Annotated in this window: 25 protein-coding genes; 7 read left to right on the top strand and 18 right to left on the bottom strand. The window is 64.7% G+C overall.

Annotation, left to right across the window (positions count from 1 at the left end; translation table 11 throughout):
• Nucleotides 1-3: 3 nt before the first annotated feature.
• The 6 genes from DEIPE_RS03985 to DEIPE_RS03965 all read left to right on the top strand — a co-directional run bounded on the left by DEIPE_RS03985 (nucleotide 4) and on the right by DEIPE_RS03965 (nucleotide 5,130).
• Nucleotides 4-429 carry a thioesterase family protein gene (locus tag DEIPE_RS03985; protein WP_015234698.1) on the top strand — a complete coding sequence of 142 codons (426 nt, stop codon included), beginning with the start codon at nucleotides 4-6 and terminating at the stop codon, nucleotides 427-429.
• Nucleotides 430-525: 96 nt separating this feature from the next.
• On the top strand, nucleotides 526-2,280 hold the full coding sequence (locus tag DEIPE_RS03980) for an NAD-dependent malic enzyme (RefSeq protein WP_015234697.1): 1,755 nt from the start codon (nucleotides 526-528) through the stop codon (nucleotides 2,278-2,280).
• A gap of 110 nt (nucleotides 2,281-2,390) precedes the next feature.
• Nucleotides 2,391-3,086, top strand: coding sequence for a hypothetical protein (locus tag DEIPE_RS03975; RefSeq protein ID WP_015234696.1), 696 nt, complete (start codon nucleotides 2,391-2,393; stop codon nucleotides 3,084-3,086).
• A gap of 197 nt (nucleotides 3,087-3,283) precedes the next feature.
• The gene (locus DEIPE_RS24450) at nucleotides 3,284-3,895 is read left to right on the top strand and encodes a hypothetical protein (RefSeq protein ID WP_169316593.1); all 612 of its coding nucleotides are present in this window, start codon (nucleotides 3,284-3,286) and stop codon (nucleotides 3,893-3,895) included.
• Nucleotides 3,896-3,980: 85 nt separating this feature from the next.
• A complete protein-coding gene (locus DEIPE_RS24445) occupies nucleotides 3,981-4,409 on the top strand; it encodes a hypothetical protein (RefSeq protein WP_169316592.1) in 429 nt (142 codons plus the stop codon).
• A gap of 247 nt (nucleotides 4,410-4,656) precedes the next feature.
• Nucleotides 4,657-5,130, top strand: coding sequence for an NUDIX domain-containing protein (locus DEIPE_RS03965; RefSeq protein ID WP_041230687.1), 474 nt, complete (start codon nucleotides 4,657-4,659; stop codon nucleotides 5,128-5,130).
• A gap of 69 nt (nucleotides 5,131-5,199) precedes the next feature.
• Here the strand turns inward: DEIPE_RS03965 and DEIPE_RS03960 are convergent, their stop codons facing one another.
• Nucleotides 5,200-5,697 carry a ferritin-like domain-containing protein gene (locus tag DEIPE_RS03960; protein ID WP_015234693.1) on the bottom strand — a complete coding sequence of 166 codons (498 nt, stop codon included), beginning with the start codon at nucleotides 5,695-5,697 and terminating at the stop codon, nucleotides 5,200-5,202.
• Between the two features lie 155 nt (nucleotides 5,698-5,852).
• Nucleotides 5,853-8,324, bottom strand: coding sequence for a tetratricopeptide repeat protein (locus DEIPE_RS03955; RefSeq protein WP_083865858.1), 2,472 nt, complete (start codon nucleotides 8,322-8,324; stop codon nucleotides 5,853-5,855).
• Between the two features lie 182 nt (nucleotides 8,325-8,506).
• Here DEIPE_RS03955 and DEIPE_RS03950 point away from each other — a divergent pair, with 182 nt between their 5' ends.
• Nucleotides 8,507-10,309, top strand: coding sequence for a S8 family serine peptidase (locus tag DEIPE_RS03950; RefSeq protein WP_015234691.1), 1,803 nt, complete (start codon nucleotides 8,507-8,509; stop codon nucleotides 10,307-10,309).
• Nucleotides 10,310-10,391: 82 nt separating this feature from the next.
• Here DEIPE_RS03950 and tdh read toward each other — a convergent pair whose 3' ends face one another.
• The 16 genes from tdh to DEIPE_RS03875 all read right to left on the bottom strand — a co-directional run bounded on the left by tdh (nucleotide 10,392) and on the right by DEIPE_RS03875 (nucleotide 24,953).
• Entirely contained in the window at nucleotides 10,392-11,396 is a 1,005-nt protein-coding gene (tdh, locus tag DEIPE_RS03945) for an L-threonine 3-dehydrogenase (RefSeq protein WP_217218461.1), read from the bottom strand.
• 87 nt (nucleotides 11,397-11,483) lie between these two features.
• A complete protein-coding gene (locus tag DEIPE_RS03940) occupies nucleotides 11,484-12,041 on the bottom strand; it encodes a Rieske 2Fe-2S domain-containing protein (RefSeq protein ID WP_015234689.1) in 558 nt (185 codons plus the stop codon).
• Between the two features lie 31 nt (nucleotides 12,042-12,072).
• A complete protein-coding gene (locus DEIPE_RS03935) occupies nucleotides 12,073-13,134 on the bottom strand; it encodes a c-type cytochrome (RefSeq protein ID WP_015234688.1) in 1,062 nt (353 codons plus the stop codon).
• The gene (locus tag DEIPE_RS03930) at nucleotides 13,131-13,595 is read right to left on the bottom strand and encodes a cytochrome c-type biogenesis protein (protein ID WP_015234687.1); all 465 of its coding nucleotides are present in this window, start codon (nucleotides 13,593-13,595) and stop codon (nucleotides 13,131-13,133) included. The genes DEIPE_RS03935 and DEIPE_RS03930 overlap by 4 nt, the downstream gene beginning before the upstream one ends.
• Complete coding sequence (locus tag DEIPE_RS03925) at nucleotides 13,592-14,107, bottom strand: TlpA family protein disulfide reductase (protein ID WP_015234686.1); 516 nt, start codon at nucleotides 14,105-14,107, stop codon at nucleotides 13,592-13,594. The genes DEIPE_RS03930 and DEIPE_RS03925 overlap by 4 nt, the downstream gene beginning before the upstream one ends.
• A gap of 19 nt (nucleotides 14,108-14,126) precedes the next feature.
• Nucleotides 14,127-16,097, bottom strand: a complete 1,971-nt coding sequence (locus tag DEIPE_RS03920; RefSeq protein WP_015234685.1) for a heme lyase CcmF/NrfE family subunit — start codon at nucleotides 16,095-16,097, stop codon at nucleotides 14,127-14,129.
• Nucleotides 16,098-16,218: 121 nt separating this feature from the next.
• Nucleotides 16,219-16,692 carry a cytochrome c maturation protein CcmE gene (gene ccmE / locus DEIPE_RS03915; protein ID WP_015234684.1) on the bottom strand — a complete coding sequence of 158 codons (474 nt, stop codon included), beginning with the start codon at nucleotides 16,690-16,692 and terminating at the stop codon, nucleotides 16,219-16,221.
• Nucleotides 16,689-16,820, bottom strand: coding sequence for a hypothetical protein (locus DEIPE_RS25240; RefSeq protein WP_015234683.1), 132 nt, complete (start codon nucleotides 16,818-16,820; stop codon nucleotides 16,689-16,691). The genes ccmE and DEIPE_RS25240 overlap by 4 nt, the downstream gene beginning before the upstream one ends.
• Nucleotides 16,813-17,538: a cytochrome c biogenesis protein CcsA gene (gene ccsA, locus DEIPE_RS03910; protein ID WP_015234682.1), complete on the bottom strand. Its 726-nt coding sequence runs from the start codon at nucleotides 17,536-17,538 to the stop codon at nucleotides 16,813-16,815. The genes DEIPE_RS25240 and ccsA overlap by 8 nt, the downstream gene beginning before the upstream one ends.
• 189 nt (nucleotides 17,539-17,727) lie before the next feature.
• Nucleotides 17,728-18,405: a heme exporter protein CcmB gene (locus DEIPE_RS03905; RefSeq protein ID WP_015234681.1), complete on the bottom strand. Its 678-nt coding sequence runs from the start codon at nucleotides 18,403-18,405 to the stop codon at nucleotides 17,728-17,730.
• Nucleotides 18,402-19,073, bottom strand: a complete 672-nt coding sequence (gene ccmA, locus DEIPE_RS03900; RefSeq protein WP_015234680.1) for a heme ABC exporter ATP-binding protein CcmA — start codon at nucleotides 19,071-19,073, stop codon at nucleotides 18,402-18,404. Before ccmA ends, DEIPE_RS03905 begins: the two co-directional genes overlap by 4 nt.
• The gene (locus tag DEIPE_RS03895) at nucleotides 19,073-19,765 is read right to left on the bottom strand and encodes a cytochrome c biogenesis CcdA family protein (protein ID WP_015234679.1); all 693 of its coding nucleotides are present in this window, start codon (nucleotides 19,763-19,765) and stop codon (nucleotides 19,073-19,075) included. The genes ccmA and DEIPE_RS03895 overlap by 1 nt, the downstream gene beginning before the upstream one ends.
• 9 nt (nucleotides 19,766-19,774) lie before the next feature.
• The gene (locus tag DEIPE_RS24440; protein ID WP_015234678.1) at nucleotides 19,775-20,173 is read right to left on the bottom strand and encodes a hypothetical protein; all 399 of its coding nucleotides are present in this window, start codon (nucleotides 20,171-20,173) and stop codon (nucleotides 19,775-19,777) included.
• Nucleotides 20,170-22,524 (bottom strand): transglycosylase domain-containing protein, encoded by a 2,355-nt coding sequence (locus tag DEIPE_RS03885; protein WP_015234677.1) that lies wholly within the window; start codon nucleotides 22,522-22,524, stop codon nucleotides 20,170-20,172. Before DEIPE_RS03885 ends, DEIPE_RS24440 begins: the two co-directional genes overlap by 4 nt.
• 79 nt (nucleotides 22,525-22,603) lie before the next feature.
• The gene (locus DEIPE_RS03880; protein WP_015234676.1) at nucleotides 22,604-22,999 is read right to left on the bottom strand and encodes a response regulator; all 396 of its coding nucleotides are present in this window, start codon (nucleotides 22,997-22,999) and stop codon (nucleotides 22,604-22,606) included.
• Nucleotides 23,000-23,282: 283 nt separating this feature from the next.
• Nucleotides 23,283-24,953 carry a long-chain-fatty-acid--CoA ligase gene (locus DEIPE_RS03875; RefSeq protein WP_015234675.1) on the bottom strand — a complete coding sequence of 557 codons (1,671 nt, stop codon included), beginning with the start codon at nucleotides 24,951-24,953 and terminating at the stop codon, nucleotides 23,283-23,285.
• Nucleotides 24,954-24,961 lie beyond the last annotated feature (8 nt).

Below are 24,961 nucleotides of genomic sequence, written 5' to 3'. Positions count from 1 at the left end.
GGCGTGAAAGAGATTCCCGCGGGCTATACCCAGACCCTGACGATCACCGTCACACACGAGATGACCGTCAACTTCGACGAGCTCGGCCCCCTGCACCCGGTGTACGCCACCTACTGGATGGCCAAGCATTTCGAGGAGGCGGGCCGCAAGATCATCCTGCCCTTTCTGGAAGAAGGTGAGGGCGGGATCGGTTCCGAGGTGAGCGTGACGCACACGGCGAGCGCCTTGCCCGGCATGCAGGTCACCGTGACCGCGGTGTTCGAGCGCCGCGAAGGACGCCGCATCTACGCGCGCATGAGCGCCGTGAACGAACTGGGTGACCTCATCGGTCACGGTGCCACCACCCAGGTCGTGCTGCCGCAGTCACGTATCGACGAGAACTTCGCCCAGCTTGCCCAGCGCTTCGAGGAATACCGCGCGGGCCGCTGAACGAGGCTCATCCTCACCCTTGCCTACGCAAGTTTCGTTAAAAGGAAGCTGGTCACGCCCACCGCGGTGCCCGGCGTCCTAAGATCGTTGCTAGTCATGACGATCAACCGGGATAAGGGAAAGAAAATCAGCCGCTACTACGACGTCAAGCGTGACGCCGACGGTCAGCGCTACCTGGAAGTGGACGTGACGGGCTTTTCGATGCTGCGCCTGCCACTGCTCAACAAAAGCACGGCCTTCACGCGTGAGGAGCGGCGCCTGCTGGAACTCGACGGCCTGATTCCGCCGCACGTCAGCAGCATCGACGAGCAGAAGGAGCGCGCCTACCGCCGCTACCGCCTGCAAAGCGGTGATCTCGAGAAGCACATTTATCTGCGTAACCTGCAGGACCGCAACGAGGTGCTGTTCTTCGCCCTGCTCGAAGAGCACCTCGAAGAGATGCTGCCGATTCTCTACACGCCCACGGTGGGGGAGGCCGTGCGGGTCTTTTCGCATATCTACCGCTTTCCGCGCGGCCTGTGCGTCTCGACGGACACCATCGACACTGTCGAGGACGCCCTGGCCAACGTGCCGCTCGATGACGTGCGCATGATCGTGGCCACCGATTCGAGCGCCATTCTGGGCCTGGGTGACCAGGGCTTCGGTGGCATGGCCATCAGCATCGGCAAGCTCAGCATCTACACCGTCGCGGGCGGCGTGGGGCCCGACAAGACGCTGCCCGTCGAGCTCGATGTCGGCACCGACCGCGCCGACCTGCGTGAGGATCCCCTCTATCTGGGCGTGAACCACGCCCGGCTTTCAGGCGAGCAGTACGAGGACTTTCTCGACCGCTTCGTGGAGGCGGTCAGCCAGCGCTATCCCAAGGCGATCATTCAGTGGGAGGATTTTGCGCGTGGCACGGCCTTCCGGGTGCTGGAGCGCTACCGCAAGGTGATCCCGAGCTTCAACGATGATATTCAGGGCACAGGCGCCATGGCCCTGGCAGGGGTACTGAACGCCTGCAAGCTCAAGGGAGAACAGCTCGCCGACCAGCGCTTCGTGGTGGTCGGCGCGGGAGCGGGTGGCATCGGGGTGGCCTGGGCCATCAAGCAGGGCCTGCTGGGCGCTGGGCTGAGCGAGCACGAAGCGCACGCGCGCCTGTTCGTGGTGGACCGCCAGGGGCTCCTGGTGCACGGTCAGAACATCGAGCCCCACCAGGAGCCCTACGCGCAGTCCCCCGACGCGCTCATGGACTGGACTTTCTCGGGTGAGGCGCCCAGCCTGCTCGAAACCATCCAGAACGCCCGCGCCACCGCCCTGCTGGGCCTGTCCGGAGTAGGAGGCCTGTTTACCCAGCCCATCGTGCAGGCGGTCGCGCACAACGCCGGGCGGCCCATCGTGTTTCCGCTCTCGAACCCGACCAGCAACGTCGAGGCGCTGCCCGACGACGTGGTGCGCTGGACGGAGGGCCGGGCCATCGTGGCCACCGGCAGTCCTTTTGCGGACGTGGTCCACGACGGCGTGACCTACCCGGTGGGGCAGGGCAACAACGCCTTCATCTTTCCAGGGCTGGGGTTTGGCGCCGTCATCAGCCGGGCGCGCGAAATCACCGACGGTATGGTCCTCGAAGCCGCACGGACGCTTGCCGAGCACACCAGCACCGACACCGGGCGCGTCTATCCGCCCATCGACCGGTTGCGGGAGGTGAGCATCCAGGTCGCCACCCGCGTCGTGGCGCGCGCCATCAAAGACGGGGTGGCCGCCGAGTACCGAATTCGCAACCTCGGACACGAGGACCTCGAAGCCTTTGTGCGCCGCCGCTTCTGGTTGCCCAAGTACCTGCCCTTCCGCCAGAAAGGCGCCGCCGAGTAGCTGCAAGATCATTCAGGAGGGCGTCATTCAAGAGGGCGGCCTTCCAGGACCGCCTTTCTTCTTGAGGGAAGGGTGCGCCATTTTCACGCGCCGTTCTTTACGCTGAACGCATGAGCGACACCCCCTCACCTACCCGCTTTGCAGTGTACCTCGTGCCCAACGCCGAGGACGCTTTTTACCAGCTGGGCAGCTCCGCGCTGGGATACGACATGCGGGCCGGGCGGCGCGTGCCCCAGCTGCCCGAACTGCGCCCCGAATGGGTTGCCAAGGCCGGTCAGTACGGCTTTCACCTGACGGTGACGGAAGCCTTTGAGTGCGACCCGGCGAGCTTTGCGGCAATCGAGAAGGAAATCGTGGCGCTTTGTGCGTGTTTCTCGCCGCACTCATTGCTGCGTCTGTCAAACGGACGAATGGAAGTGTGGGACGAGGGTACCGTGATCGTGCGCCGCTTTGATCCCAACGAGGCGCTGCTGGTGCTGCACGCCCTGCTCACTGCCCGCCTCGCCCCTTTCGTGACGGGGTCGAGTTTCGAGCGAATGGTCCAGGAAAACCCGCACAAGTACCCCGCGCCTCACGAGCGTGCCCGCCTGAAGCTCTTTCACACGCCGCGCGGGTTGGATTCCTGGACACCGCACTTCACGCTGGTCGAACCGTACACGGGGCCGGACGCAGGGGCGCTGGCCGAAGATCTCGAAGCGCGCTTCGAGCCTTACCCCACATTGGAACTCGATCAGGTCACCTTGCTAAGTCAGAAAGGGGAGGCGCCGTTTGAGTTCGTGCGTGACTTCAGGATAGGGTTACGATAAAAGACGAGAGCCTTTTATACAGTCAGTTGACAGTCGTTGCGTGCATTTCGGGACATGAAATGTGAAGCGAATTGGTCAGCAAGTGCATGAAGTTGCTGGCGATTCTTTATTATCTGTTGGAAAAAAGGCCGTAATAAAGGGAACGCTGGCGTTCCCTTTATTACGGCCTTTTTGTTGACTACCGGTTACATACAAGCTTGATTGACGACGGCGTTCCAGTTAACCCAGTAGGTAACAGAAAGCAAATCGTTATTTTTTTGGCGGCTTGGGAGCCGGAGTCGGTGCCGGAGTGGGCTCAGGAGCCGGAGTCGGTTGTGGAGCCGGAGTTGGGGCCGGTTGTGGAGCCGGAGTGGGCTCAGGAGCCGGAGCAGGAGTCGGTTGTGGAGCCGGAGTTGGGGCCGGTTGTGGAGCCGGAGTGGGCTCAGGAGCCGGAGTCGGTTGTGGAGCCGGAGTGGGCTCAGGAGCAGGGGCCGGTTGTGGAGCCGGAGTGGGCTCAGGAGCAGGAGTCGGTTGTGGAGTCGGAGTGGGCTCAGGAGCAGGGGCCGGTTGTGGAGCCGGAGTGGGCTCAGGAGCAGGAGTCGGTTGTGGAGCCGGAGTGGGCTCAGGAGCAGGAGTCGGTTGTGGAGCCGGAGTTGGGGCCGGTTGTGGAGTCGGAGTGGGCTCAGGAGCAGGGGCCGGTTGTGGAGTCGGAGTGGGCTCAGGAGCAGGGGCCGGTTGTGGAGCCGGAGTTGGGGCCGGTTTGGTTGGTTTGTCCGGAGCCGGGGCCGGCTTGGTTGGTTTATCCGGAGCTGGGGTTGGAGCTGGTTTAGGTTTGACCGGTTCGGGCTTGACTGGTTTGACTGGCTCAGGTTTGACCGGTTCGGGCTTGCTTGGGGTGGAGGGTGGCTTATTCTCGTGACCACCGCCGTTATTGCCACCCTTTCCTGCTTGGCGATTCTCTGCTGCCGGTTCGGCGATACAAATTATTCTGCCGTTCGCGTTTTTAACTGCAACTTTTGTCTGCCCATTGCCCATCTCGGCACCGGTGTTCTTGCATGTTGTTGTACCGGTGGCAGATACGGTGGAAGCGCCAAGGGCCAACGCCGAGAAAACGAGGAGCGTGTGGATTCTTCTCATGATAGGCCAACACTTTCTCCAGACGTCTCACCTGCGCGCCAGCCTTTGCCGCATCGCTTCTCTGGACTCCCACTGATCTGGCGTCTGGACTTCTACTATCTCGGCCTCTCATGGGACCTTTTTCAATCCATGAAGGCGAGTGTGGACTATTGGAGTAATGGATTAGTAACCGCGAGAAGAGGGTCATTAAAAGCTGTCCTGGAGTGAAAAATTGTAATTCATTTAAACTTAATTGTATAGAAAATGTGAGAAATATCATAAAATGACGATACACCTTCATTTTGTACTGGTTCCTCGAAATCGTTGGCGCAAAAGGATGACGAGCAGAATTTTATGGGGGTATAAAGAAAAACCCTCCAGTTCAGGCGGATTCCTGAACTGGATGCGCTCAGCTGACGACGCTACTCCCACCTTCAAATCCGCCAGGAAAGAAAGGCACTACACTAAACGGAGCATGAATCTTTCCCGCGTCGTTCCCATCAAACGCGCCGCCCATGTGTACCTCGTTCAGGACGGCAAACTGCTGCTGGTGACCGAGCGTATGGATGACGGCAGCATCTTCTGGGGTCTCCCGGGCGGCAAGGCCGACGGTGGCGAGTCCCTGGCCGACGCCGCCGTTCGTCAGGTCAAGCTGGAAACCGGCCTGGATGTCAACGACCTCGAATTCGTCAGCCTGCTCGAAGGCGAGATGCTCTCCGGCAGCAAGCATCATCACTACGCCAACTTCGCGCGCTTCACCGCCCGCTGCAGTGGCGAGATCGCGCCCACCGACCCCGAGGTGCTGGGCGCTCACTGGATTGAGGTTGCTGACGTTATGAACCTGGTGCGCTACGGCCCCCCGCCCGAAGTCGAGGAGCGTCACCCCCTCATCTGGATTCCCACCCGTGACTTTCTCGAGGGGAAGGCCCGCGCCTACTATCCCATCTGAAGCGCGAAAAGCAGAGCAAAAGAGAAGGGCGGCACCACGCCGCCCTTCTTGTTTCTTCCCTTGCGGTTTTCAGGCGTTCATGGCCTGAACGTTGATCTTCTCGGCGATCTGCGTGAGTTGCTGATCGGTCATCTTCTCTTCTTCGAGGGTCTGCTCGAGCAGGCGCACGGCCTCGTCGTTCTTGAGCAGCTGCGCGTAGGTGCGCGCGGTGCCGTAGCCGGCGATCTCGTAATGCTCCATGGCCTGCTGGGCGGCAATGATGCCCGCTTCAAGCACTTCGGGGCTGGCGTCTTCCTTCAGGAGCTTCTGACCTTCCTGAATCAGGCCCTGCATGCCCTTGCACTGCTCGCCGCCGGGCTGCTGGCCCAGTTTCTGCATGATCTGCTCGAGGCGCTGCACCTGTTGCTGTGACTGCTCGATGTGCATCTGGAGGCCCTGTTTCAGTTCAGGCGTCTGGACGCGCTGAGAGAGTTGCTGCATGGCTTGCAGGCCTTGTTGCTCGGCGTCGTACAGGTCGTTGAGTTTGTGGACGAACAGATCTTGCAGGTCTTGCATTTGCATCGGCATATCGTTCTCCTCCTTCCTTATCCTTTTCGCGCTTCATGGACGAAGGTTAATAAGGCGCCCAAAAACTTCAAGAGCAAAGGTTTACGTGACCTTTTCGCTGCTGTCATGCACCCTGAATGACTTCGAACTGACGGTGCCGCCGGGAGGAGCGCAGCTCATCCGAACTCGCGTTCCAGTTCGGCGAGGCGGCGGCGTTCGTGTGCCGCCGCTTCGTTTTCGCCGCGCAGTTCGTGCACCCTGATGAGGGTCGCGCGGGCGTCAAGGTCGTACGGGTCGTCGGCCAGCAAGGCACGCAGCGCGTCACGCCGGACTTCGCTTTCCCCAGGGCTCAGGCGGGCGAGCGTCCAGCGTAATTCGCGCAGGGTGGCTTCGGCATGTGCGCGCTCGTCTTCGAACTCGTCAGGAAGTTCAGGCAGAAACGACCCTGCCGTGCGCAGCGACTCTCGCAGCAACGCAGCTCCGGCGTCCTCATGGAGCAGCAGTGCCTGCTGCCCGCTGGCTTGCAGCGCCTGCAGGTCGGTTTGCACCGGAAAGGCCAGACTGAGCAGCCCGCGTTCACTGCGCACCACCGGGACACCCAGTGCACCACGCAAATGGTAGACCGCCGTCTGCAGGCTGCCCAGCGGATTCTTGGCCCCAGGCCAGAAGCGCTCGGCCAGTTCCTCGCGGCCGTAAGGCCGACCGGCGAACGCCAGCGCGAGCAGCAGCGCTGCACTTTTGCGCGTCGGGAAGTCGGCCAGGCTCAGGGTGCGCCCCGCAAAGCGTACTTTCAGCGGCCCCAGGAGGGTCAGGTGCAGTGGAAAAAGTTCGCGCAGGCTTTCGTCCTCCTCGACGTGCGCGGCCAGTTTCACGGCGTCAGGACCTTCGAGCAGGGCCGCGTAGCCGTGCGTGCGAGTCAGCCGCAACGCTTCACGGGCGTCGTCGGCGCTGCCGCGGGCGACGAGCGCCGACGCCAGTTCCAGGCGGAATTCCTGTGCTCGGGCGTGCTCGATGACCGCGTCGAGGCCCTCTCCGGACAGCAGTGCTGCCTCGAGTTCCGCCCGCACGCCCAGCGGCAGTGCGCCCTCCAGGTGTACGCGCGCTTCGTCACGCTTACCCTTCTCCCGCAGCGTGCGGGTCAGCAGCAGGTGAATCTCGGCGAGCAGCTGACGGTCGGTGGGTTCGCTGGTCAGCAGCGCTTCCAGGGCACCCTGCGCGGCGTCCAGACGCCCGCGTTGCAGATCGATCAACGCGGCGCAGCGGGTAAGCCAGCCCTGCGCGCGCGTGTCCGGGGCACTCGCGCGCGCCTGATCGAGATAACTTTGCGCCTCGTCCGGATGGCCCAGCAGGGCGTGCACTTCGGCGAGGTTCAGGAACGCAAACGCGTCCAGGGCGGCGCCACTGTTTCTGAGCAGTTTGAGGGCTTCGCGGTAAGCGTTCTGCGCTTCGTGCAGCAAACCCCGTTCGGTATAGAGCAGACCGAGCAGTTTGAAGCTGCGCGCTTCACGCGCCTCGTCGCCCACCGCGCGAAACGCCGCGACCGCCTCTTTCAGGCTCTGCTCTGCTTCGCCGTGCCGGCCCAGCTGCGCGAGCAAGCCGGCGTGGTTGTGCCACGCTTCCCCGGCAGTCACGCCCGCCCCACCGGTCGCTTGCTCAAAAGCACTCAAAGCCTCGTCGGTGCGGTGCTGCAGCGCCAGAATCACGCCACGCGCATTGTGCACCAGCGGTGCCAGTGAAGCAGGGGCCTCGTGCAGAGCCTGATCGTACAGCGCCTCGGCGTGGGCGAGTTCTCCGTGTGTTCGCGCCAGCAGGCCCGCCAGGTATCGGTACTCTGCCTTTTCCCGCAGAACGGGCGGCACTGGACGCAGGCGGTCGCGCAGGACATCTTCGCCTGTGCTGGCCTTGGCCACGCGCACCAGCACGTCAAGATACCCGTGCCAAGCGCCAGCCTCCGCGAGCACGTCCAAGGCGGCGCCGTCCTGGCCAGCCTCACTCAGCACAAGCGCGATTTCCTGCGCCTGCTGTGGCCCACCCCGAGGTGCCAGGGCGCGCCGAAGCAACCGGGGTGCAGCCAGCCCGCCTGGAACCTCGGACAGCCAGCCACCGTCATGAAGCGCTTCGATGTCGTCGGGCGACACCTGCAGCAAAGCGTAGAGGGCCGGAAGCACGAGCGGCGTCACGGCCAGACGTTGGTACACATCCCGCAACGTGGGGGGAGGCAGCAGCGGCGTCAGGTAGGCGGTGGCCAGCGGATGACGGTGAAGCTCGCCTGCATTGTCTGCAAGCTGCAACGCAAACTTGAGGGCCTCGGGCCAGCCGTCACTTTGCTCATAAGAAGCGCGCTGCCACGACACCGGGTGATGGGCGAGCGCCGCCGACCACGACTGGAAATCCCAGCGTGCCTGGGTTTCGTCGAGGACCAGCACCTCACCGATCGGCGCATACCTGGGCAAAGCGTGCAATTCACGCCTGCGCCTGGGGCACCACAAGGCACGCCCTTCCTGGGTCTCGGCAGCGCTGTGCACGACGCGGTAACCGTGCTTCTCGGCCCAGTTGGTGAGTGCTTCTTGTCCAAAGCCGCGACCGACAGGCGCCACCACCACCCTTGGTGCCTGCCGCAGAAGTGCTCGCAGTGCGGAGGGCAGCATGACCATACATCAGTTTAGAATCTTTTTGCCGGATGGGAGGCTCCTGAGATCCAGATGCGCCCGTTTTCCGTATCCCCTGTCAGATGAAAGTGGTCAGGCTCCTTCATGAGTGGATCTCTCAACAAACCGACAAGTTCTTTTGTGCTTTTTTTGAGGGTCGGGCGCTATACAGAAAGGAAGCCATGAAAAAGTACGCGACTCTTGGGACCAGCCTTGCCCTCGTGCTGGCGGCATGCGGAACGAACACGCCGAGCAACACGTCCCTGCACGATTCCGCCCGATCGGCGGGGAGCCAGCCCATTCAGGCGCAGGCGGTTTCGACCCTGACCGAGTGCCAGGCGCTGTACGGCAACCAGACGAGCGGTGTGCGTGTCGATTCGGGCCTGCGCTACGGCTCGGTCGTGACCCTGATTCTTTCGTTCGCCGACGACGCCTCCAAAGGACGCGCGGTGGACTGGATGGACGCCAACCTCGATGTCGACCCGGGCGAGGGCCTGGGGGCATTCGATCACCTGCCCATGGTAGCCGTGAAGACGCTGGTCACCCCCGAACTTGTCGAGCGCCTCCAGGCCAACCTGCCCGGCCTTGTCTCGGTGTACCAGGACGCGCCCCTGCGCTACCTGCTGGCCGAGAGCGTCGCTTACATCAAGGCCGACGCGGCGCGTGCCACCTACGGTGTGAGCGGCAAGGGCGTCGGCGTGGCCGTGATCGACTCGGGCATCGACGCTTCCCACCCGGATCTGCAGGTCGGTCAGAACGTGGGCCGTAACGTCAAGATCGTCGGTCCCATCACCGACGTCGGGGTGGGCGGTTACCTGTATGCCGACCTGCCCAACACCGATACCACCAGCGGTCACGGCACGCACGTCGCGAGCACCATCGCAGGAAGCGGCGCGGCGTCCAGAGGCAGCGCGCGGGTGCGCACCGGCGTGGCCCCCGGCGCGACCCTCATCGGCATTGGTGCCGGGGACGGAATCTCGATCCTCTATGCGCTGCAGGGATTTGACTTTGCGCTGAATCCGGACAACCGTGAAAAGTACAACATCCGGGTGATCAGCAACTCCTGGGGCTCCAGCGGTGACTTCGCGCCGTACAACCCCATCAACCTGGCGTCCAAGCGTGCATACGACCAGGGCGTCGTGGTCGCCTTCGCGGCGGGCAATGAAGGCCCGGGGGCCAACACCCTCAATCCATACTCGGCGAGTCCCTGCGTGATCAGCGTGGCCGCCGGTGACAAGCAGGGCAACCTCGCGAACTTCTCCAGCCGCGGAATTTCCGGGGACGCGCTCGTGCACCCGGACATCACCGCGCCGGGTGTGCGCATCAGTGCCGCGCGGGCCAGCACCGGCGCCATCGTGTTGCCCGACACCGACAACCCGCTGTATTCCACCATCAGCGGGACCAGCATGGCCACCCCGCATATCTCGGGCGTCGTGGCGCTGATGCTGGAGGCCAACCCGGCCCTCAAGCTCGACTCCATCCTGAGCATCTTCAAGAAAACTGCCAGCCCGATGTACTACACCAGTGGCGGCGTGACCAAGCAGCGCGAGCTGTGGGAAGTCGGCTACGGGTACGTGAACGCGAACGCCGCCGTACGCGAGGCGGTCAAGTCCAACACCAGCAAGTACACCCTGAGTACCAGTGACCTGCCCTCGTGGAGCGGAACCGTCGAACCCGCTCTCTGCGCGCCATTGCTCGACTGCGCCGTGAATGCGCGCGACACGCACACCCTCAGTGTGCCCTCGGGCACTTCAGCCCTGCGTGTCAACACCGACTGGGGCAACCCCGCCTACGACCTCGATCTCTACGTCTATGACCCCAGTGGCAAGCTGGTGGCTTCCAGCACGCAGGGCGCCAGCGTCAGCGAGGAAGTCAGCATCCCCAGCCCCGTCGCGGGCGAGTGGAAGGTGGTGCTGGAAGGCTACCTGAACGCCTCGACAAGCTACACCGGCACGGCAGCCGTCGATCAGGTCGTGCGCAAGTAGGAATTTGCCCGCGGGTATACCCGCCCAAGAAAAGCGGTTGGCGCATGTACGCGCCAACCGCTTTTCTCTGTTTCGCCCGGCTTCAGCGTTCCTGGGGCAGCATCACGGGCTTGATGGCCTCGCCAGCCCGCACTGCCTCGAAAACTTCCTCGAAGTGCGACAGGGGCACGTGGTGGCTGATGACCGCTCCCAGATCCACCTTGCCGCTCGTGACGAGTTCGCGCACCTGATACCACGTCTCGAACATCTTGCGTCCCGAGATGCCGATCACGGTGGCGGCCTTGAAGACGATGTCGTTGGCAAGGTCGAATTCGATGGCCCCCGCCGGGATGCCCAGCATGCTGGCGTGCCCGCCGTAGGTGAGCGCCCCAAAACCCTGGCGGATGGCCGTCTGGTTGCCGCTGAATTCCAGCAAGGCGTCCACGCCGTTGCCGCGCGTGGCGTCGCGCACCGTGCGGACCACGTCCTGAGCCAGCGGATTGATCGTCAGGTCGGCGCCCATGCTGCGGGCAAGTGCCAGACGCCTTTCGTTTACGTCAGTGGCGATGATCAGGCTGGCGCCGCTCGCACGCGCGACCTGAATGGCCATCAGGCCGATGGGTCCGCAGCCCGTGACCAGCACGGTCCTGCTGCTCACGCCCGGCCCGGCCAGCACCGTCTGGACGGCGTTGCCAAAAGGCTCTTGCAGACTGGCGATTTCCCAGGGCATCTCGGGATCGTTGACCCAGGCGTTCTCAGCTGGAATCACGGCGTACTCGGCGAAGATGCCGGGTGCGTCGACGCCCAGAATGCGCAGATTCTGGCAGATGTGCTTGCGGCCCGTGCGGCACTGGTAACAATGCCCGCAGGCGAGGTGCGTCTCGGCGCTGACATGATCGCCGACCTTCACCATGTCGGGATTGACGCCCTGACCTACCGCGACGACTTCGCCGGTCATTTCGTGTCCGAAGACCATCGGAGCCGGAAAGCGGCTCTGGGCCCAACCGTCCCAGTTGTAGATGTGCATGTCGGTGCCGCAGATCGAGGTCGCCATGACCTTGACCAGCACTTCGCCCGGACCGGGCGTGGGTTCCGGCGCGTCGATCATGAGTGCGCCGGGCCTTGCTTCTTTGGAGAGGGCTCGCATAAAACCGTTTCATACTACCTCAAACGAGCGTTAGGTAGCGCGGCGCGCTCAATTCACAAAAGCCTGCGGCGGCGGTTCGATGCCCACTGCGTACAGCGTTCCCGCGCGCGCTTCGAGTTGTACCCGCGGCAGCGGCAGCACCGCCCGGCCAAAGACGCTTTCACCCTGCCTCAGTGGATCAAACACGCTGAAGTGACATGGGCAGCCCAGCACAGGATGCGTCGGGCGGTAATTGTAGGTCAGCGCGGTGGCTTCCAGGTCCTGCAGCGGATTGACACTGCACCCCAGGTGGGTGCAGACCCGCGACCACGCCGCAAAGTGCGCACTTTCCACCTTCAGACTGCTGGGAGTCGCCTCGGGAAGCCGCATGACGATACACGGCGTGCCCTGGTAGGTGAATTCACGCGCGGCAAAAGCGCCGGACAAGTCTGCCAGGCGTGCAATTGGCACCCTCGGACCACCTTGGTACTTTGTGGGCCCTGCCCGCTGGTTGCCCAGCACGATGCGCGCGGCATAGTGCAGCATCGTGCCCAGGGTGCCCAGCGTGGCAGTGACCGGCAGGACCCACCACAGTTCCAGCAATTGTCGGCGTGTCAGCTTGGGCATGGCAGAAAAGAGACGCGCGAACGAATCGTCTTCACGGCAGGCGCTCGGCCTGCCAGCGGGAAAGCAGATCCAGCAGGGTCCTGAGCTGAGCTTCGGAGAGTTTTGCCTCACCATACGCGGGCATCGAGGCCGCGCCGCGCCGGATGACCTGCGCGCTGGTTTCGCGGTCCAGCTGGGAGTTGCGCAGGCTGGGGCCTACGCCTCCACGTCCTTCAGCGCCGTGACAGGAGGCGCAGCCAAGCTGCCGGTAAGTGGCTTCGCCCTCATCGCCGCTTCCGCGCCGGGCGCGAATGGCCGCCACCAGATCGTCGGCGTCACGACCCTGCGGATTGAGGCTGCGGTAGCGCTCCAGGGCTTTGAGGGCCTCCTCGTCCTGTCCCAGCCGGGACAGCACGAAGCCCAGAAACAGCTGGCCCTCATCGTTTTTGGGATCGAGCGCGGCCCCGGCGTTTACGAAGGCGACGCCTTCCTCGACTTTGTCGCCTCCCTGCACGAGCAACATCCCCAGGCGACGCAGCGCTTCAGCCTGCCGGGGATTTTGTCGCAACACCGCCGCGTAGGCCTGAGCGGCTTCATCGTACCGGGCCGCATTGAACGCCGCCTGTCCCCACGCGAGGTAAGCGGCGGGTTTACCAGTGCGCTGGGCTTCACGTGCCAGGTCTGGAATCCGCAAGGCACTTCTCAGCGCGAAGGCTTCGTTTGGTGCCAGTCCTGCCAGCTGCCAACGAGGCAGAAAAGTGAACGAACCCAGGGCCAGCAGTACCGTGACACCCAGCAAGACCAGCAGGGCCGGGCCCAGCGGTGAGCATGAAGGGGCGAGCGGGGCGGGCGGAAGTTGTTCCAGCGCACTCAGCGTGCGGGCCGCACGGTGGCTGAGTCGGCGCCGCTCACGCTCGGCGGCAGCGCTCTCCACTTCACCGCGCGCGCAGGCTTCGTCGAGCTCGCGCAGCGCGCCCAGCGACGCGCGGTAGTCTTCCTCCAGGGCTTCGCGGGCGCTGTCCTCGGGAAGCGTAACCAGGGGACGGCGCAGCGGCGCCAGCAACACGGCCAGGGCTGCCAGGATCAGGACGGTGAGCAGCGCGCCCAGCATCATCGCCCTGCCTCCACGTCCCGCTCGACGCGTGAGAGGAGGTCATCGTCCGGCGTGTCGATGGGCGCGCGGCCTGCCGCGCGCAGGTAACGGATCAGGGCAACAGCGCCGAACGCCAGCGCCAGCGCAGGCAAGGCCCACAAGGTCAGGTTCAGGCCCTGCTTCGGTGGGTCGAGCAGGACATTCTCTCCGAACCGCACGGCGAAGTAAGCGTAGATCTGCGCGTCGCTCTGGCCCGCCGCAACCTGTTCGCGTACGCTTCGCAACATCTGGGCCGAAAGTTCGTTGGGACTCTCGGTGATGGGCACACCCCGGCAGACCGGGCAGCGCAGGGTGTCACCCAGCCGTAAGGCACGCGCTTCCTGAGCGGCGCTCAACTGAACACTTCCCGTCTCCTGCGAGAACGCCACCGTGACCAGCAGCGCGACCATCACGGCCAGACAGCCGGCCCACCACGTGCTCACAACCGCACCCCGATCTTGGGCAGTTCGTCGCGCAAAAGTTCGCGGGTGAGCGGCTGGCGCAGGTGGCGCTGCACGACGCCGTCACGGTCGATCAGAAAGGTTTCCGGCACGGCGCCCACGCCGTAATCGATGGCGGTACTGAGGTCCTTGTCGATCAGGCTGGGAAACGTCAGGCCGTAATCCTCGATGAATTTGCGCGCGTCGGCTTCGCGGTCCTGGTACATGATGCCCACGATCACCAGGCCGCCTTCTGCCTGTTGCTCGGCAATTTCGCGCAGCAGGGGAGCTTCTTCCCGGCAGGGAATGCACCACGACGCCCAGAAGTTCACGATGACCGGGCGGCCACGCAGGTCGGACAGCCGCACGTCACCGCCGTCAAGAGTCTGCAAATGAAAATCGGGGGCAGTCTTGCCCACCAGCGGACCGGTCGCGTCACCACTCCCGCGCAGCAACGCGGCCGCGAGGACGATCACCAGCAGACCGGCAAGAATAGGAGGTATCCAGCGTTTCACATCAACTCCAGGGGATTCATCAATCGGTCGCGCTCAGGGAACGGGTGGCGCGGCGCGCCGCTCGGGCCGGGGCGGGCGAGACGAGCGTCAGGGCGGCGCCCAGCACGATCACGACGGTGCCGGCCCAGATCCACGACACCAGGGGAGACTCGATCAGGCGCAGCGCGACCCACTGGCCGCCTTGCGCGTCGAACGAGGTCATGACGAGGTAGGTGTCGCTCAGCAGCCGGTAACGTACGGCCGGAGTAGGCAGCGAATCGCGCGAGGTCGGGTAGATGTTGAGGCGCGGACGGTACTCCACCCCGTCGACCAGCACGCGGGCGTAGACGCTGCGGCGTTCGGGAAATTCCTGCTGCGCGACTCCCAGAAACTGCAGGCGTTCGTTCAGGGCCTGCCTTTCTTGACCCAGGTTGAGCGTGACGTTGGCTTCACGCTTGTAGCCGCCACTGAAGGCCAGGCCGAGCGCGACGATCACCAGCCCCAGGTGGGCCAGGTGAGCGCCGTGCCGACGGGGTTGTTCACGCACCACGGCCACAAAGCTGCCGCGCTGACGTGCGGCGCGCACGCTGAGGAGCGCCAGGCCCGCGACGTTGTAGGCGCACAATGCCACGGTCAGCACGACGGCCACCGAGTGCACCCCGAAGACCACGGCCAGCGTGGCCGCCATCAGCGCCGCCGCTGCGGGCAGGCGCAACGCGGCGAGCAGCTTCTCACCTGGCGCACGTCGCCAGGGCAGCAAGGGACCGACCCCCATCAGGAACAGCAGCCCCAGCCCCATCGGCACCGCGAAGGTATTGAAAAAGGGTGGCCCTACGCTGACCCGCACGCCCCGCACCGCCTCGACCAGCGCCGGAAAGAGCGTGCCGATCACGACCATGACCGCGAAGACCAGAAAAAGGACGTTGCCGGCGAGGTAAGCACCCTCGCGCGAAACGGGTGTGTCAATGGCGTGCTCGTCGCGCAGCAGGGGCGTCCGCCAGGCAGCCAGCGCGGCACCCCCGAGCATCAGCACGGCGAAAAAGCCCAGAAATACCGGCCCGACCGGCCCGCTGCCAAAGGCGTGCACGCTCTCGACCACCCCGGAGCGGTTGATGAAGGTGCCCAGAATGGTCGCACCGTACGCGGCGACGATCAGCCAGACGTTCCAGGCGGCCAGCATGCGGCGGCGTTCCTGAATCTGAATCGAGTGCAAAAAGGCCGTTGCGAGCAGCCATGGGACCAGGCTGGCGTTTTCCACCGCGTCCCAGGCCCAGTACCCGCCCCAGCCGAGCACCTCGTAACTCCACCAGCCGCCCGCCACGATGGCCGCCGACAGAAAGGACCACGCCACCACCGTCCAGCGGCGGGTCTGGGTGATCCACGCGCTTCCGCTGCGCCCGGTAACCAGGGCCGCCACGGCGTACGCGAACGGCACCGCGAGCCCCACGAAGCCGAAGTACAGCAGCACCGGGTGAACGGCCATCATCCAGTGGTTCTGCAGCAGCGGATTAGGGCCTCCGCCTTCGGCGGGTGGGCTGGCAACCGGAGTGAAAGGGCTGGCGATGGTGGCGTTGACGCCCACAAAGAACACCAGTGACACGAACATGCTGGCCAGCACCCAGGGCCGTAGCGCGTCACGCCGCACGGTGAGCGACAGCAGGAAAGTGTACAGTGCCAGCAGCCACGCCCACAGCAGAATCGAGCCTTCCAGCGCCGCCCACAACGTCACGACCTTTACCCACAGCGGTGAGACCGTCATGGAGTGCTGCGCGACGTAACGCACGCTGAAGTCGTCACGCAGCAGCGCCACTTCCAGCGTGAACAGTGCGAGCGTGGAAAAGCCGAAGACCACCCACGCACCGCGCCGCGCGCCCTCGGTCAGACGCTCGTCACGCCGCAGGCCACCCAGCACGGCCAGACCCAGACCCAGCAGCGTGAAGGCCAGCGCCAGCAACAGTGAGAGCTGCCCGAAGGCGCCGAGCGTGGAGAGTTCAAAGGAAATCAAGTTCAAGGCAGCGAACCTCAGCAGGGAGAACGAGGTGAACGAGGTGAATCACGGGACTCACGAGAATGAACGCTTCTCCCTCAAACTAGCGCCGGGCAGAAGAGCAACATGTCCCATCCCGGAGGTGTCAGCGGGTATCCTGCAGCAGCTTTTTCAGGTCTGCCTGATCGACCGGACCATCGGGGGCGCGGTATTCCTCGGAGTGTTTGACGAGCAGGGAGCGGGCCTGAAAGGTGTCGCCCGTGAACCTGCCCTCGACCACCACCCCCTGATTGGCCTTGAAGAGTTCCGGCACGGCGCCCTGGTACTGCACCGGGTAATGCACGCTGCCGTCGGTGATGGTAAAGCGCAGCAGCTGCGTCTGCGGGTCGTACTGCTCACCCTGCACCAGGCCGCCCAGCCGCAGGGTTTTTCCTTGGTACTGCGCCAGCGCGCTGCGGTACTCGGTGGGCGTCACGAAGTACACCAGGCTTTTGCTGAGGTTGCCGTACAGCATCGCCCCCACCACGCCCAGCAGGGCGATCAGCGCCACCAGGTAACCCGCCTTGCCGCGCTTGCGGCGTCTGGCCGGCGGCAGTTCGCCCAGCTCGGGACGGCTCATGATTCCCCGTCTCCCGCTTTATCGCGCCCTTCACGCCGCAGGCCCGTGTACAGGTAGCCGAGGTACCCCACCAGCACCACCGCGGTGGTGCCGTACACCCACAACACAAACGGAGCAAAGTTATCCACGCCATCCCTCCTGAAGTGCCTTGGTCGGGGTCTCGCCGTGCATGCGTGCAAAACTGTGTTCTTCGCGCGCCTCGACTTTCGCGGCCAGCTTGCCCCGCAGCCGCAGCAGCAGCAGGTACAGCAGCGTGAAGGCGCCCAGCATCACGAACAGCGCGCTGAGCATGCGTGGATCGGCGGCCAGGTGGGTTTTGCCGAGCAGCTGCACGGTGGGGGTCTGGTGAATCGAGCGCCACCAGTACACGCTCATGTAGTTGACCGGAATGTAGAGCGTTCCCATCACCCCGATGACCGAAGCGACCCGTGCCCGCCGGTCGGGTTCGTCGATCAGGCCGCGCACGATAAAGTACCCGCCGTAAATGACCAGCGACAGCGCGGTGGTGGTGAGGCGCGGATCCCAGGTCCAGTAGGCGCCCCAGGTGGGACGCGCCCACAGACTGCCGCCCAGCAGGGTGAGGGCCGTGAAGAGCAACCCGATCTCGGCCGACGCGGCCGCGAGACGGTCGAGGTGGCGCCGGCGGGTGAGCAGGTAACCCAGGCCGAACACGAAGGTACCGCCGTAAGCGAGGTAGGAGAGCCAGGCGCTGGGTACGTGCAGGTACATGATGCGCACCAGGTCCCCCTGGTTCACGTCGGGCGGTGAGGTAAAAGCAAAGTACAGGCCGATCACGAACGCAGCCAGCGTCAGCAGGCCGAGAACAGGAGTGAGGCGGTCACGCATGATCGTATTGTCTCCTGAAGGCACGAAGCCAAGGGTAATGTGCGAAGGACTTGAAGCGCCAGGAGTTCCCTCCGGGCAGCACGGTTGGACAACACCGGGTGCCGATCTCGTCACAGCATGCCGCAAAAGCGCACCCCAACCAAGTGCGAATATCCCGCACCCGGGAGCGGCTACGGACGCGATGATTGCTCAGCCTTCGAGCGCGTAGGGAAACAGCAGCGACGCCACGACAATCGACGCGAGGTCGTACAGCGCCAGGAACTGCAGCCACGCTCCCCATTCGCTTGCCAGCCCGTTTTCCAGAATGAGCTGTGTCGCGCGCACTGACGCCAGTACCACCGGCACCATCACCGGAAAAGCCAGCACGGGCAACAGCGCTTCGCGGGCCCGTAGATTCACGGTGATCGCCGAGTAAAAGCAGCTGGTGGCGGCAAAACCGATCAGGCCCAGCAGCACCGTCAGGGCCAGGAGCGGCCAGGCTGCGGCGTGGGCGCCCTCCATGGGCCGCAGCCCCAGCATCACGACTGCCACGGGCACAATCACCAGCGCCAGCAGCAGCAGCTGCGCCAGGGTGCCCAGCAGCTTTCCCAGGTACAGCGCTTCGTGCGCTGCCGGGTAAAGCGTCAGGGTTTCGAGCGCCCCGGCTTCCTGCTCGGCGGCGAATGCACGGCCTGCCGCGATGGCTGCCGAGAGTGCCAGGGCGCTCCACAGCACGCCAGGAGCTGCCCCGCTCAGTCTCTCCGGACCCAGCGCGAAGGCGAGGATCAGCATCAGGAGGCCCGCGAAGAACACCGTCGACGTCAGCACGTCACGCGTCCGGCCGGCCAGCTGCCAGTCTTTGAGGGCGATGTTCCAGGCAGCTTTCACCGCTGCGTCTCGCTCAGTTTCCCCTGAGCCAGATGCAGGGTGCGGTTGGTGACGCGCGCGGTCAGCTCGGGTTCGTGCGCGGCGACGATCAGGGTCGACCCGGCGGCGCGCACCTCACCCAGCACCTCCAGGGCCAGTTCGCGTCCGGCGGCGTCCAGGTTGGCAAAGGGCTCGTCGATGAGGAGCAGCGGACGCCTGAGCATCAGCAGACGGGCGAGCGCCAGCCGTTTGCGCATGCCCGCACTGAGGTGACGTACACGTTTGTGCGCGGCGCCCGACAGGTGGAGCCGCCCCAGTACCCCAGGGACATCCCCCTCCTGGCGGTGCATACGCAGGGCGAAACGCAGATTCTCGCTTGGGGTCAGGTCGGGGTAGAGGCCACTTTCGTGCGACAGGAGGTGCACGTGCTCGCGCACGGCACGCCGATCCCGCAGGTCGTATCCGAAGATCCGCCCGTCACCGCGCGTCGGTCCGATGGCCGAAGCCAGCAGGCGCAGCAGGGTTGTTTTCCCAGCGCCGTTCTCGCCGAGCAGCGCGACCCCTTCGCCCTGGCCCACGTCGAGGTCGAGGTCACGCAGCACGAGATCGCGGCCGAGACGCAACCACAGGCCGCGCAGCTGCACTGCCGGTTGGGGCGTCCAAGGTGCGGGCGTCACAGGTGCGGGCATCACAGGTATTGGCGCAGCCACGCCGGGGTGATTTCGAAAAAGAAGCCCGCCAGGCGTGTGAACTCGCCTGAGAAGATCAGCAGACCGACTACCACCAGAATGGCGCCCCCGATCTTCTCGAAGACCGGACTCAGGCGGGACAGGGCGCGCAGATTGAGCCGGCGCCACAGCAGGGCGGCCAGCAGAAACGGCACGGCGAGCCCCACGGTGTAGGCGCCCAGCAAACTCACGCCGCGCGGCAGGTTGGCGCTGCTGGCTGCCAGGCTGAGAATGCTGCCGAGAATCGGGCCGAGGCAGGGACTCCAGCCGAAAGCAAAGGCGGCGCCCAGCACCACGGCTCCGTAGCGTTCAGCTCCCCGCATGCGGCGTGAATCGAGCATCAGGCCACGCGGACGCAGACCCAGCATAAAGAGACCGAAGGCGATGATGAGAATGGCTCCGGCGCGGCCCAGCACGATCTTGTGCGGTGCCAGCAGCGCCCCGAGGTAACTGGCCGTGGCGCCCAGCGCGATGAACACCAGGCCGAACCCCATCACGAAGCCAAGTGCCCGCACGAGCGGCGAGCGCCCGCCCCCCAATACTCCCAGGTAAGACGGCACCAGCGGCAGCACGCACGGCGACAGAAACGACAGCAGCCCGGCGGCAAAAGCAATGCCGAGCGCCGGAAGGACCTCCGCCTGCGCGGGATTCATGAAGGCAGTTTAGAGCAGCTCGCGCAAGGCCTTCAGGTCGATTGTCCCCTCCCAAAGACTGAGGATGCGGCCTTCGCGTACGAGCAGAATGCTGGGATACACGCGCACCCGGAGTTCCCGGGAAAAGCGTGTGGCGTCTTCGCCGCGCCAGACGTTCACCCCGCCAGGCGCGGGCGCGGTCACGCCCTCGGCGTTCACCGCGCGCACGGGCACGCCTGCCTGCAGCACGTCCTTCCAAAGGGCGCCCAGGTCTCCGCAGTCGTGGCTGTACACGACGACCAGTTCGAGTGGGGCGCGCTGGGTCTGCCAGGGATGAGGGGGCAGCGCTTCACCCAGGCGGGGCACCGCCAGGGCCGGGCTGGCCATGAGAAGCAGGCCCAGGGCCAGCCCGCCGGACGGGCACTTCACGAGTTTCCCCCGGCCTGCGCCGGCAGCTGTGGAGCACGCGGAATCCCGTCCGGGCTGTCCGTCGGTGGCTTGGGAGCCGCTGCCGGGAGTGAAGCGGGAAGGTCGTCCGGCAGGGGTTGCGGATTGGGATCGGGAGCGTAGCCGGGCAGCTCCTCGGGGCGCACGCGGCGTTCGATGACGAACTCGGGCGGCGTGAATTCGGTGGCGAGGCGCCCGGTACGGCGGTCGAGGTTGACCTTGACGGTGGCGTCGCTTGGCGGGGGGCTGGCTTCGCGCAGCTGTGGCAGCTCGTTGTCCCGCTCGATCACGGTGGTTTTGCCCTGATAATTCGGGTCGACCAGGGCGATCTGCACGTCGCGCTTGAACGGAGCGGTTTCGTACATGATGCCGTCCGGTACCGTGAACTGGCGAGGTGGCTTGCCCGCCAGCGCGCCCATCACCATGGTGCGCCAGATGGGCGGGTTCACCTCGCCGCTGTAATCCTTGTCGCCCATCGTGCCGCCTGCCTGCTTGCCGACCCACACCGCGCCGACGTAAGTGGGCGTCGCGCCGACGAACCACAGATCGCGCACATCGTTCGTGGTGCCGGTCTTGCCGCCCACTTCCCAGCCGGGAATGCGGGCTTTCCAGCCGAAGCCACCCTCGGTGGGCCTGAAGTCGTTGACGTACCCCAGCAGCATGTCGAGCCCCAGGTAAGCGACCTGCGGGCTCCAGACGCGCCGCTGTGCCTGGCGTTCGTTGGCAGCGTCATACAGTACCTGTCCGGACACCGTGGTGACGCGCGAGATATAACGTGGTTGTCTCCAGATGCCGCCGTTCACGAAGGGCGCGTAGGCGGCAGCCATCATCAGCGGCGTGGTCTCGAGCGTGCCAATGGCCAGCGACAACCCAGAGTCACGCGAGGGGGTAAAACCCAGTTCGGTCAGCTTGCCCCGAAAGGTCGGCAGCCCGATGCGGTCGGCCAGGCGCAGGGTGGGAATGTTGAGCGAACGGTTGAGCGCTTCGCGCAGGGTCATGTCGCGGTGGTAAAACTTTCCGCCGAAGTTCTGCGGTTTGTACTCACCGTCCGGGCAGCCCGAGCACGGAAAACTCACCGGGCGGTCCTCCTCGGTGTGCAGCTGTGTCAGGCCCGTGGAGAGGGCAGTGGTGTAGAGCAGCGGCTTGATCGAGGAGCCCACCTGGCGCTTGCCCTGCACGGCGTTGTTCCACTCGGGCGGCGGGCGACCTGCTTCGATCTTCTGACCGACCATGGCCAGCACCTCGGCGGTGTAGGGATCGAGCAGCACCGCGCCCAGCGTCGCGCCCTGTGGTACGACGGCCTGCCGGGAGGCCAGTTCCGCTGCCGACTGCGCCTGCGGATCGAGGGTGGTGTACACGTTCAGTCCGCCGGAGCCGAACACGCGCTCGGCTCCGAAACGCGCGATCAATTCCTTTTCGACCTGCTGCATGAAGTGCGGCGCGCGTGTCGTCGTCACGGCGCGCAGGTAAGTGGCACTGCGGTTGACGAGCTCGGCACTCTTGACGTTACCGGTAGCGTCGTAAGTCACCTTCCAGCCTCGGGGCTGCAGTTTTTCACGCCAGGCGGCGTCGGCCTGCGCCCGCGTCACCCAGCCGTCCTCCACCATCCGCTCCAGCAGGCTGCGCATGTACCCGCGCTGGATTTTGTAGTCGAGATAGCGCCGGGGTGAGGGCACCAGCGTGGCGAGGTAGGTGCTCTGTGCGAGGTTCAGGTCGCGGGGAAGCTTGCCAAAGTAAGCGCGCGCGGCAGCGTGCACACCGAACAGCTCGACTGCCCCACCATCGCCCCAGTAAATGGCGTTGAGATAGTTGTTGAGAATTTCCTCTTTGGTAAACGAGCGTTCCACCTGCAGCGAGAGCAGCCACTCCTTGACCTTGCGCTCGGGAGTGCGCGCGCCGCCCAGATCGTCGAGCAGCGTCAGCTTCACGAGCTGGTTGGTGAGGGTCGAGCCGCCCTCGACGCGTTCGTTGTTGAGGGTCTTTTTCAGGCCACGCGAGATACCGATCGGGTCGAGGCCGTAATGCTCGAAGAAGCGGCGGTCCTCGTTCGTGACCACCGACGCGATCATGTACGGGCTGATTTCTTCCAGGGTGACGAGCGTGCGGTTGATGCGCGCTCCACCGGCGAGTGCGGGCGTGAGGCTGCCCAAGGGGCTCAGGTCACGTGCGTAGACGCGGGTGGTGGTGCCCAGCGTCAATGAATCGAGGCGGCGGTAGTCGGGAATGTCGCTGGCCCATTTCGATACGAAAGTGGCGGCGACGCCCGCAGCAACCACCACGGCGGCCACGGCCAGGGCCAGCAGCAGCAGCACAAGACGCAAAAACAGGTTCATTTCGTATGAATCCTCAAGTCGGGAGCGCGAAAAAGCGCAGCGGACGCGGCATCCGGGCCGCTGGTGCCGAAGTGCGCTGTCATGATGTCAGCCGACCCGGCGCCTTTTTCGACTCGATCAGCTGCGCGACGCGTCCACGCAGGTTCTTGCCGCTCAGGGGCTTGTAGATGAGATCGTCCGCGCCGACCAGCTTGGCGTGGTCACGCGTCTGATCGTCGTCGAAGGCGGTGAGCAGCACGACCGGGACGTGTGCCAGGCGCTTGACCCGCTTGACCCGGCTGCAGATCTCGTAGCCGTCCACGAACGGCATCTTGACGTCGAGCAGCATGGCGTCGGGCGTGTAGTCCTTCAGGTACTCCAGTACGGCCTTTCCATCCCCGAGCGGCACGACATCGTGCCCATCCGCCGACAGAATCACCTCAAGCATCGTGCGGATGGCGCTTTCGTCGTCGGCAACCAGAATGGTGTACGGCATGGTAGACAACATTCTAGCCGTTTGTGGGTGAAAAGCGTGGTTCAAAAAGCCATGCACCGCTTTGCGGCCGCATGACCAACGAAGGAGCTGAGGGCTCGATGTGGGCATGGCACGTCGCAGCGTGGGTTTTCGGCCACGCTGCGACGTGCAGAACGAGATGCCTCCAGGTGGGCAGAAGCAGGCAACAGCTATCGAAGCGCGCTCGGGCCCTGCTGGTCGAGGTGACTCACGCCGTTTGCTCGAACACAATGACCAAACGAGGGTCACGTCTTTGACTCCCGCTTCAGGCCTGGACGGCTTCTTCCTGCAGCGCCCGTCGAAGAACCTTCCCGACGGCGCTTTTGGGCAGTTCGCCGCGCGCTTCCCAGCTGCGGGGCACTTTGTAGGGAGACAGACCGGCGCGGCAGTGCGCGGTGAGCTCTTCCCAGGACGCCTGCGTGCCTTCCTTGAACACCACAAACGCCTTGACGCTCTCGCCGCGGTACTCGTCGTGCACGCCGATCACTGCCGCTTCGAGCACGGCCGGGTGCGCGTAGAGGACTTCTTCCACTTCGCGGGGGTAGACGTTGTGGCCTCCGGTGATGATCAAGTCTTTTTTGCGGTCAACAATGCGGAAGTAGCCGTCCTCGTCCATGACGGCCATGTCCCCTGTGGCGAGCCAGGTGCGCCCGCCACGCTGCTGCAGCACTTTGGCGCTTTCCGTTTCCTTTTGCCAGTAGCCCTGCATGATGTTCGGCCCCGCGACCCACAGCTCGCCGATCTCGCCCGGCGGCACGGGTGAGCCGCCCTCGCCGGCCACCATGGCGGATACGCCGGGAACGGGCAGGCCGATGCCGACGCGCTGTTCGCCCCGCACCGGATTGCAGTGCGTGACCGGGCTGGCTTCGGTGAGACCGTAGCCCTCGACGAGGTTGGCGCCTCCGGTGATTTCGCGGAACTTGCGGGCCGTCTCCAGCGGCAGGGCCGCGCTGCCCGAGATGCAGGCGCGGATGCAGGTCAGGTCAAAGCTGGGGGTGTCAGGGTGGTTGTTGACGGCGTTATACAGGGTTGGCACCCCGGGAAAGATGCTGGGTCGGTGCTTGCGGATGGCCACGAGCAGCATGCGGATGTCGCGGGGATTGGGAATCAAGATCAGCTTGGCGCCGATGAGCATGCCGAAGTTCATGGCGCTCGTCATGCCGTAGACGTGAAAAAACGGAATGGCGGCCAGTATGATTTCCTGTCCATCGCGCAATTCGGGCATCCAGGCGCGGCACTGTCGGGTGTTGGAGACCAGATTGCGGTGACTGAGCATCGCGCCCTTGGGCGTGCCGGTCGTGCCGCCGGTGTATTGCAGCAGGGCCAGGTCGTCGGGATGGACGTGTACAGGCAGCACTTCGGGCGCAGTGCGCTTCAGCAGCGACTTCCAGGCCAGGACTTTTTTGCCTTTCATCTGCACCCAGTTGCCATCCCGTTTCGCCTTGATCGGATAAAGGACATTCTTGGGAAACGGCAGGGCGTCCTGAATTCCGGTGACGATAACGCGTTTGACCGGTACACGGGCCTGAATTTCTTCGTAGCGGGGATAGAAGGCGTCGAGCATCACGAGGGTTTCGGAGCCTGAGTCGTTAAGCTGCTGCTCCAGCTCGCGTGCCACGTAAAGCGGTGAGGTGTTGACCACCACTGCCCCGACGAGCGAGGCGCCGTAAAAGGCAATCAGAAACTGGGGGGTGTTGGGCAGCATGATCGAGACGCGCGATCCGCTGCGGACGCCGAGTGCTTGCAGGGCGTGCGCGAACTTGCGCGCTTCTCGCCAGAGTTCGCGGTAGGTGAGCGTGGAGCCCAGGAATTCCACGGCGACCTGCTCGGGGAAACGCCCGGCGGCTTGTTCCAGCAGATGATGAACGCAGTCGTCGACATGCTCGATATCGTGCGGTACGCCGCTTTCGTAATGCTCTAACCAGGGATGCCCCATACACGCGC

The organism is Deinococcus peraridilitoris DSM 19664 (assembly GCF_000317835.1).
In the GTDB taxonomy this organism is placed as follows: domain Bacteria; phylum Deinococcota; class Deinococci; order Deinococcales; family Deinococcaceae; genus Deinococcus_A; species Deinococcus_A peraridilitoris.
This window is presented reverse-complemented; position numbering and strand designations above follow the sequence as displayed.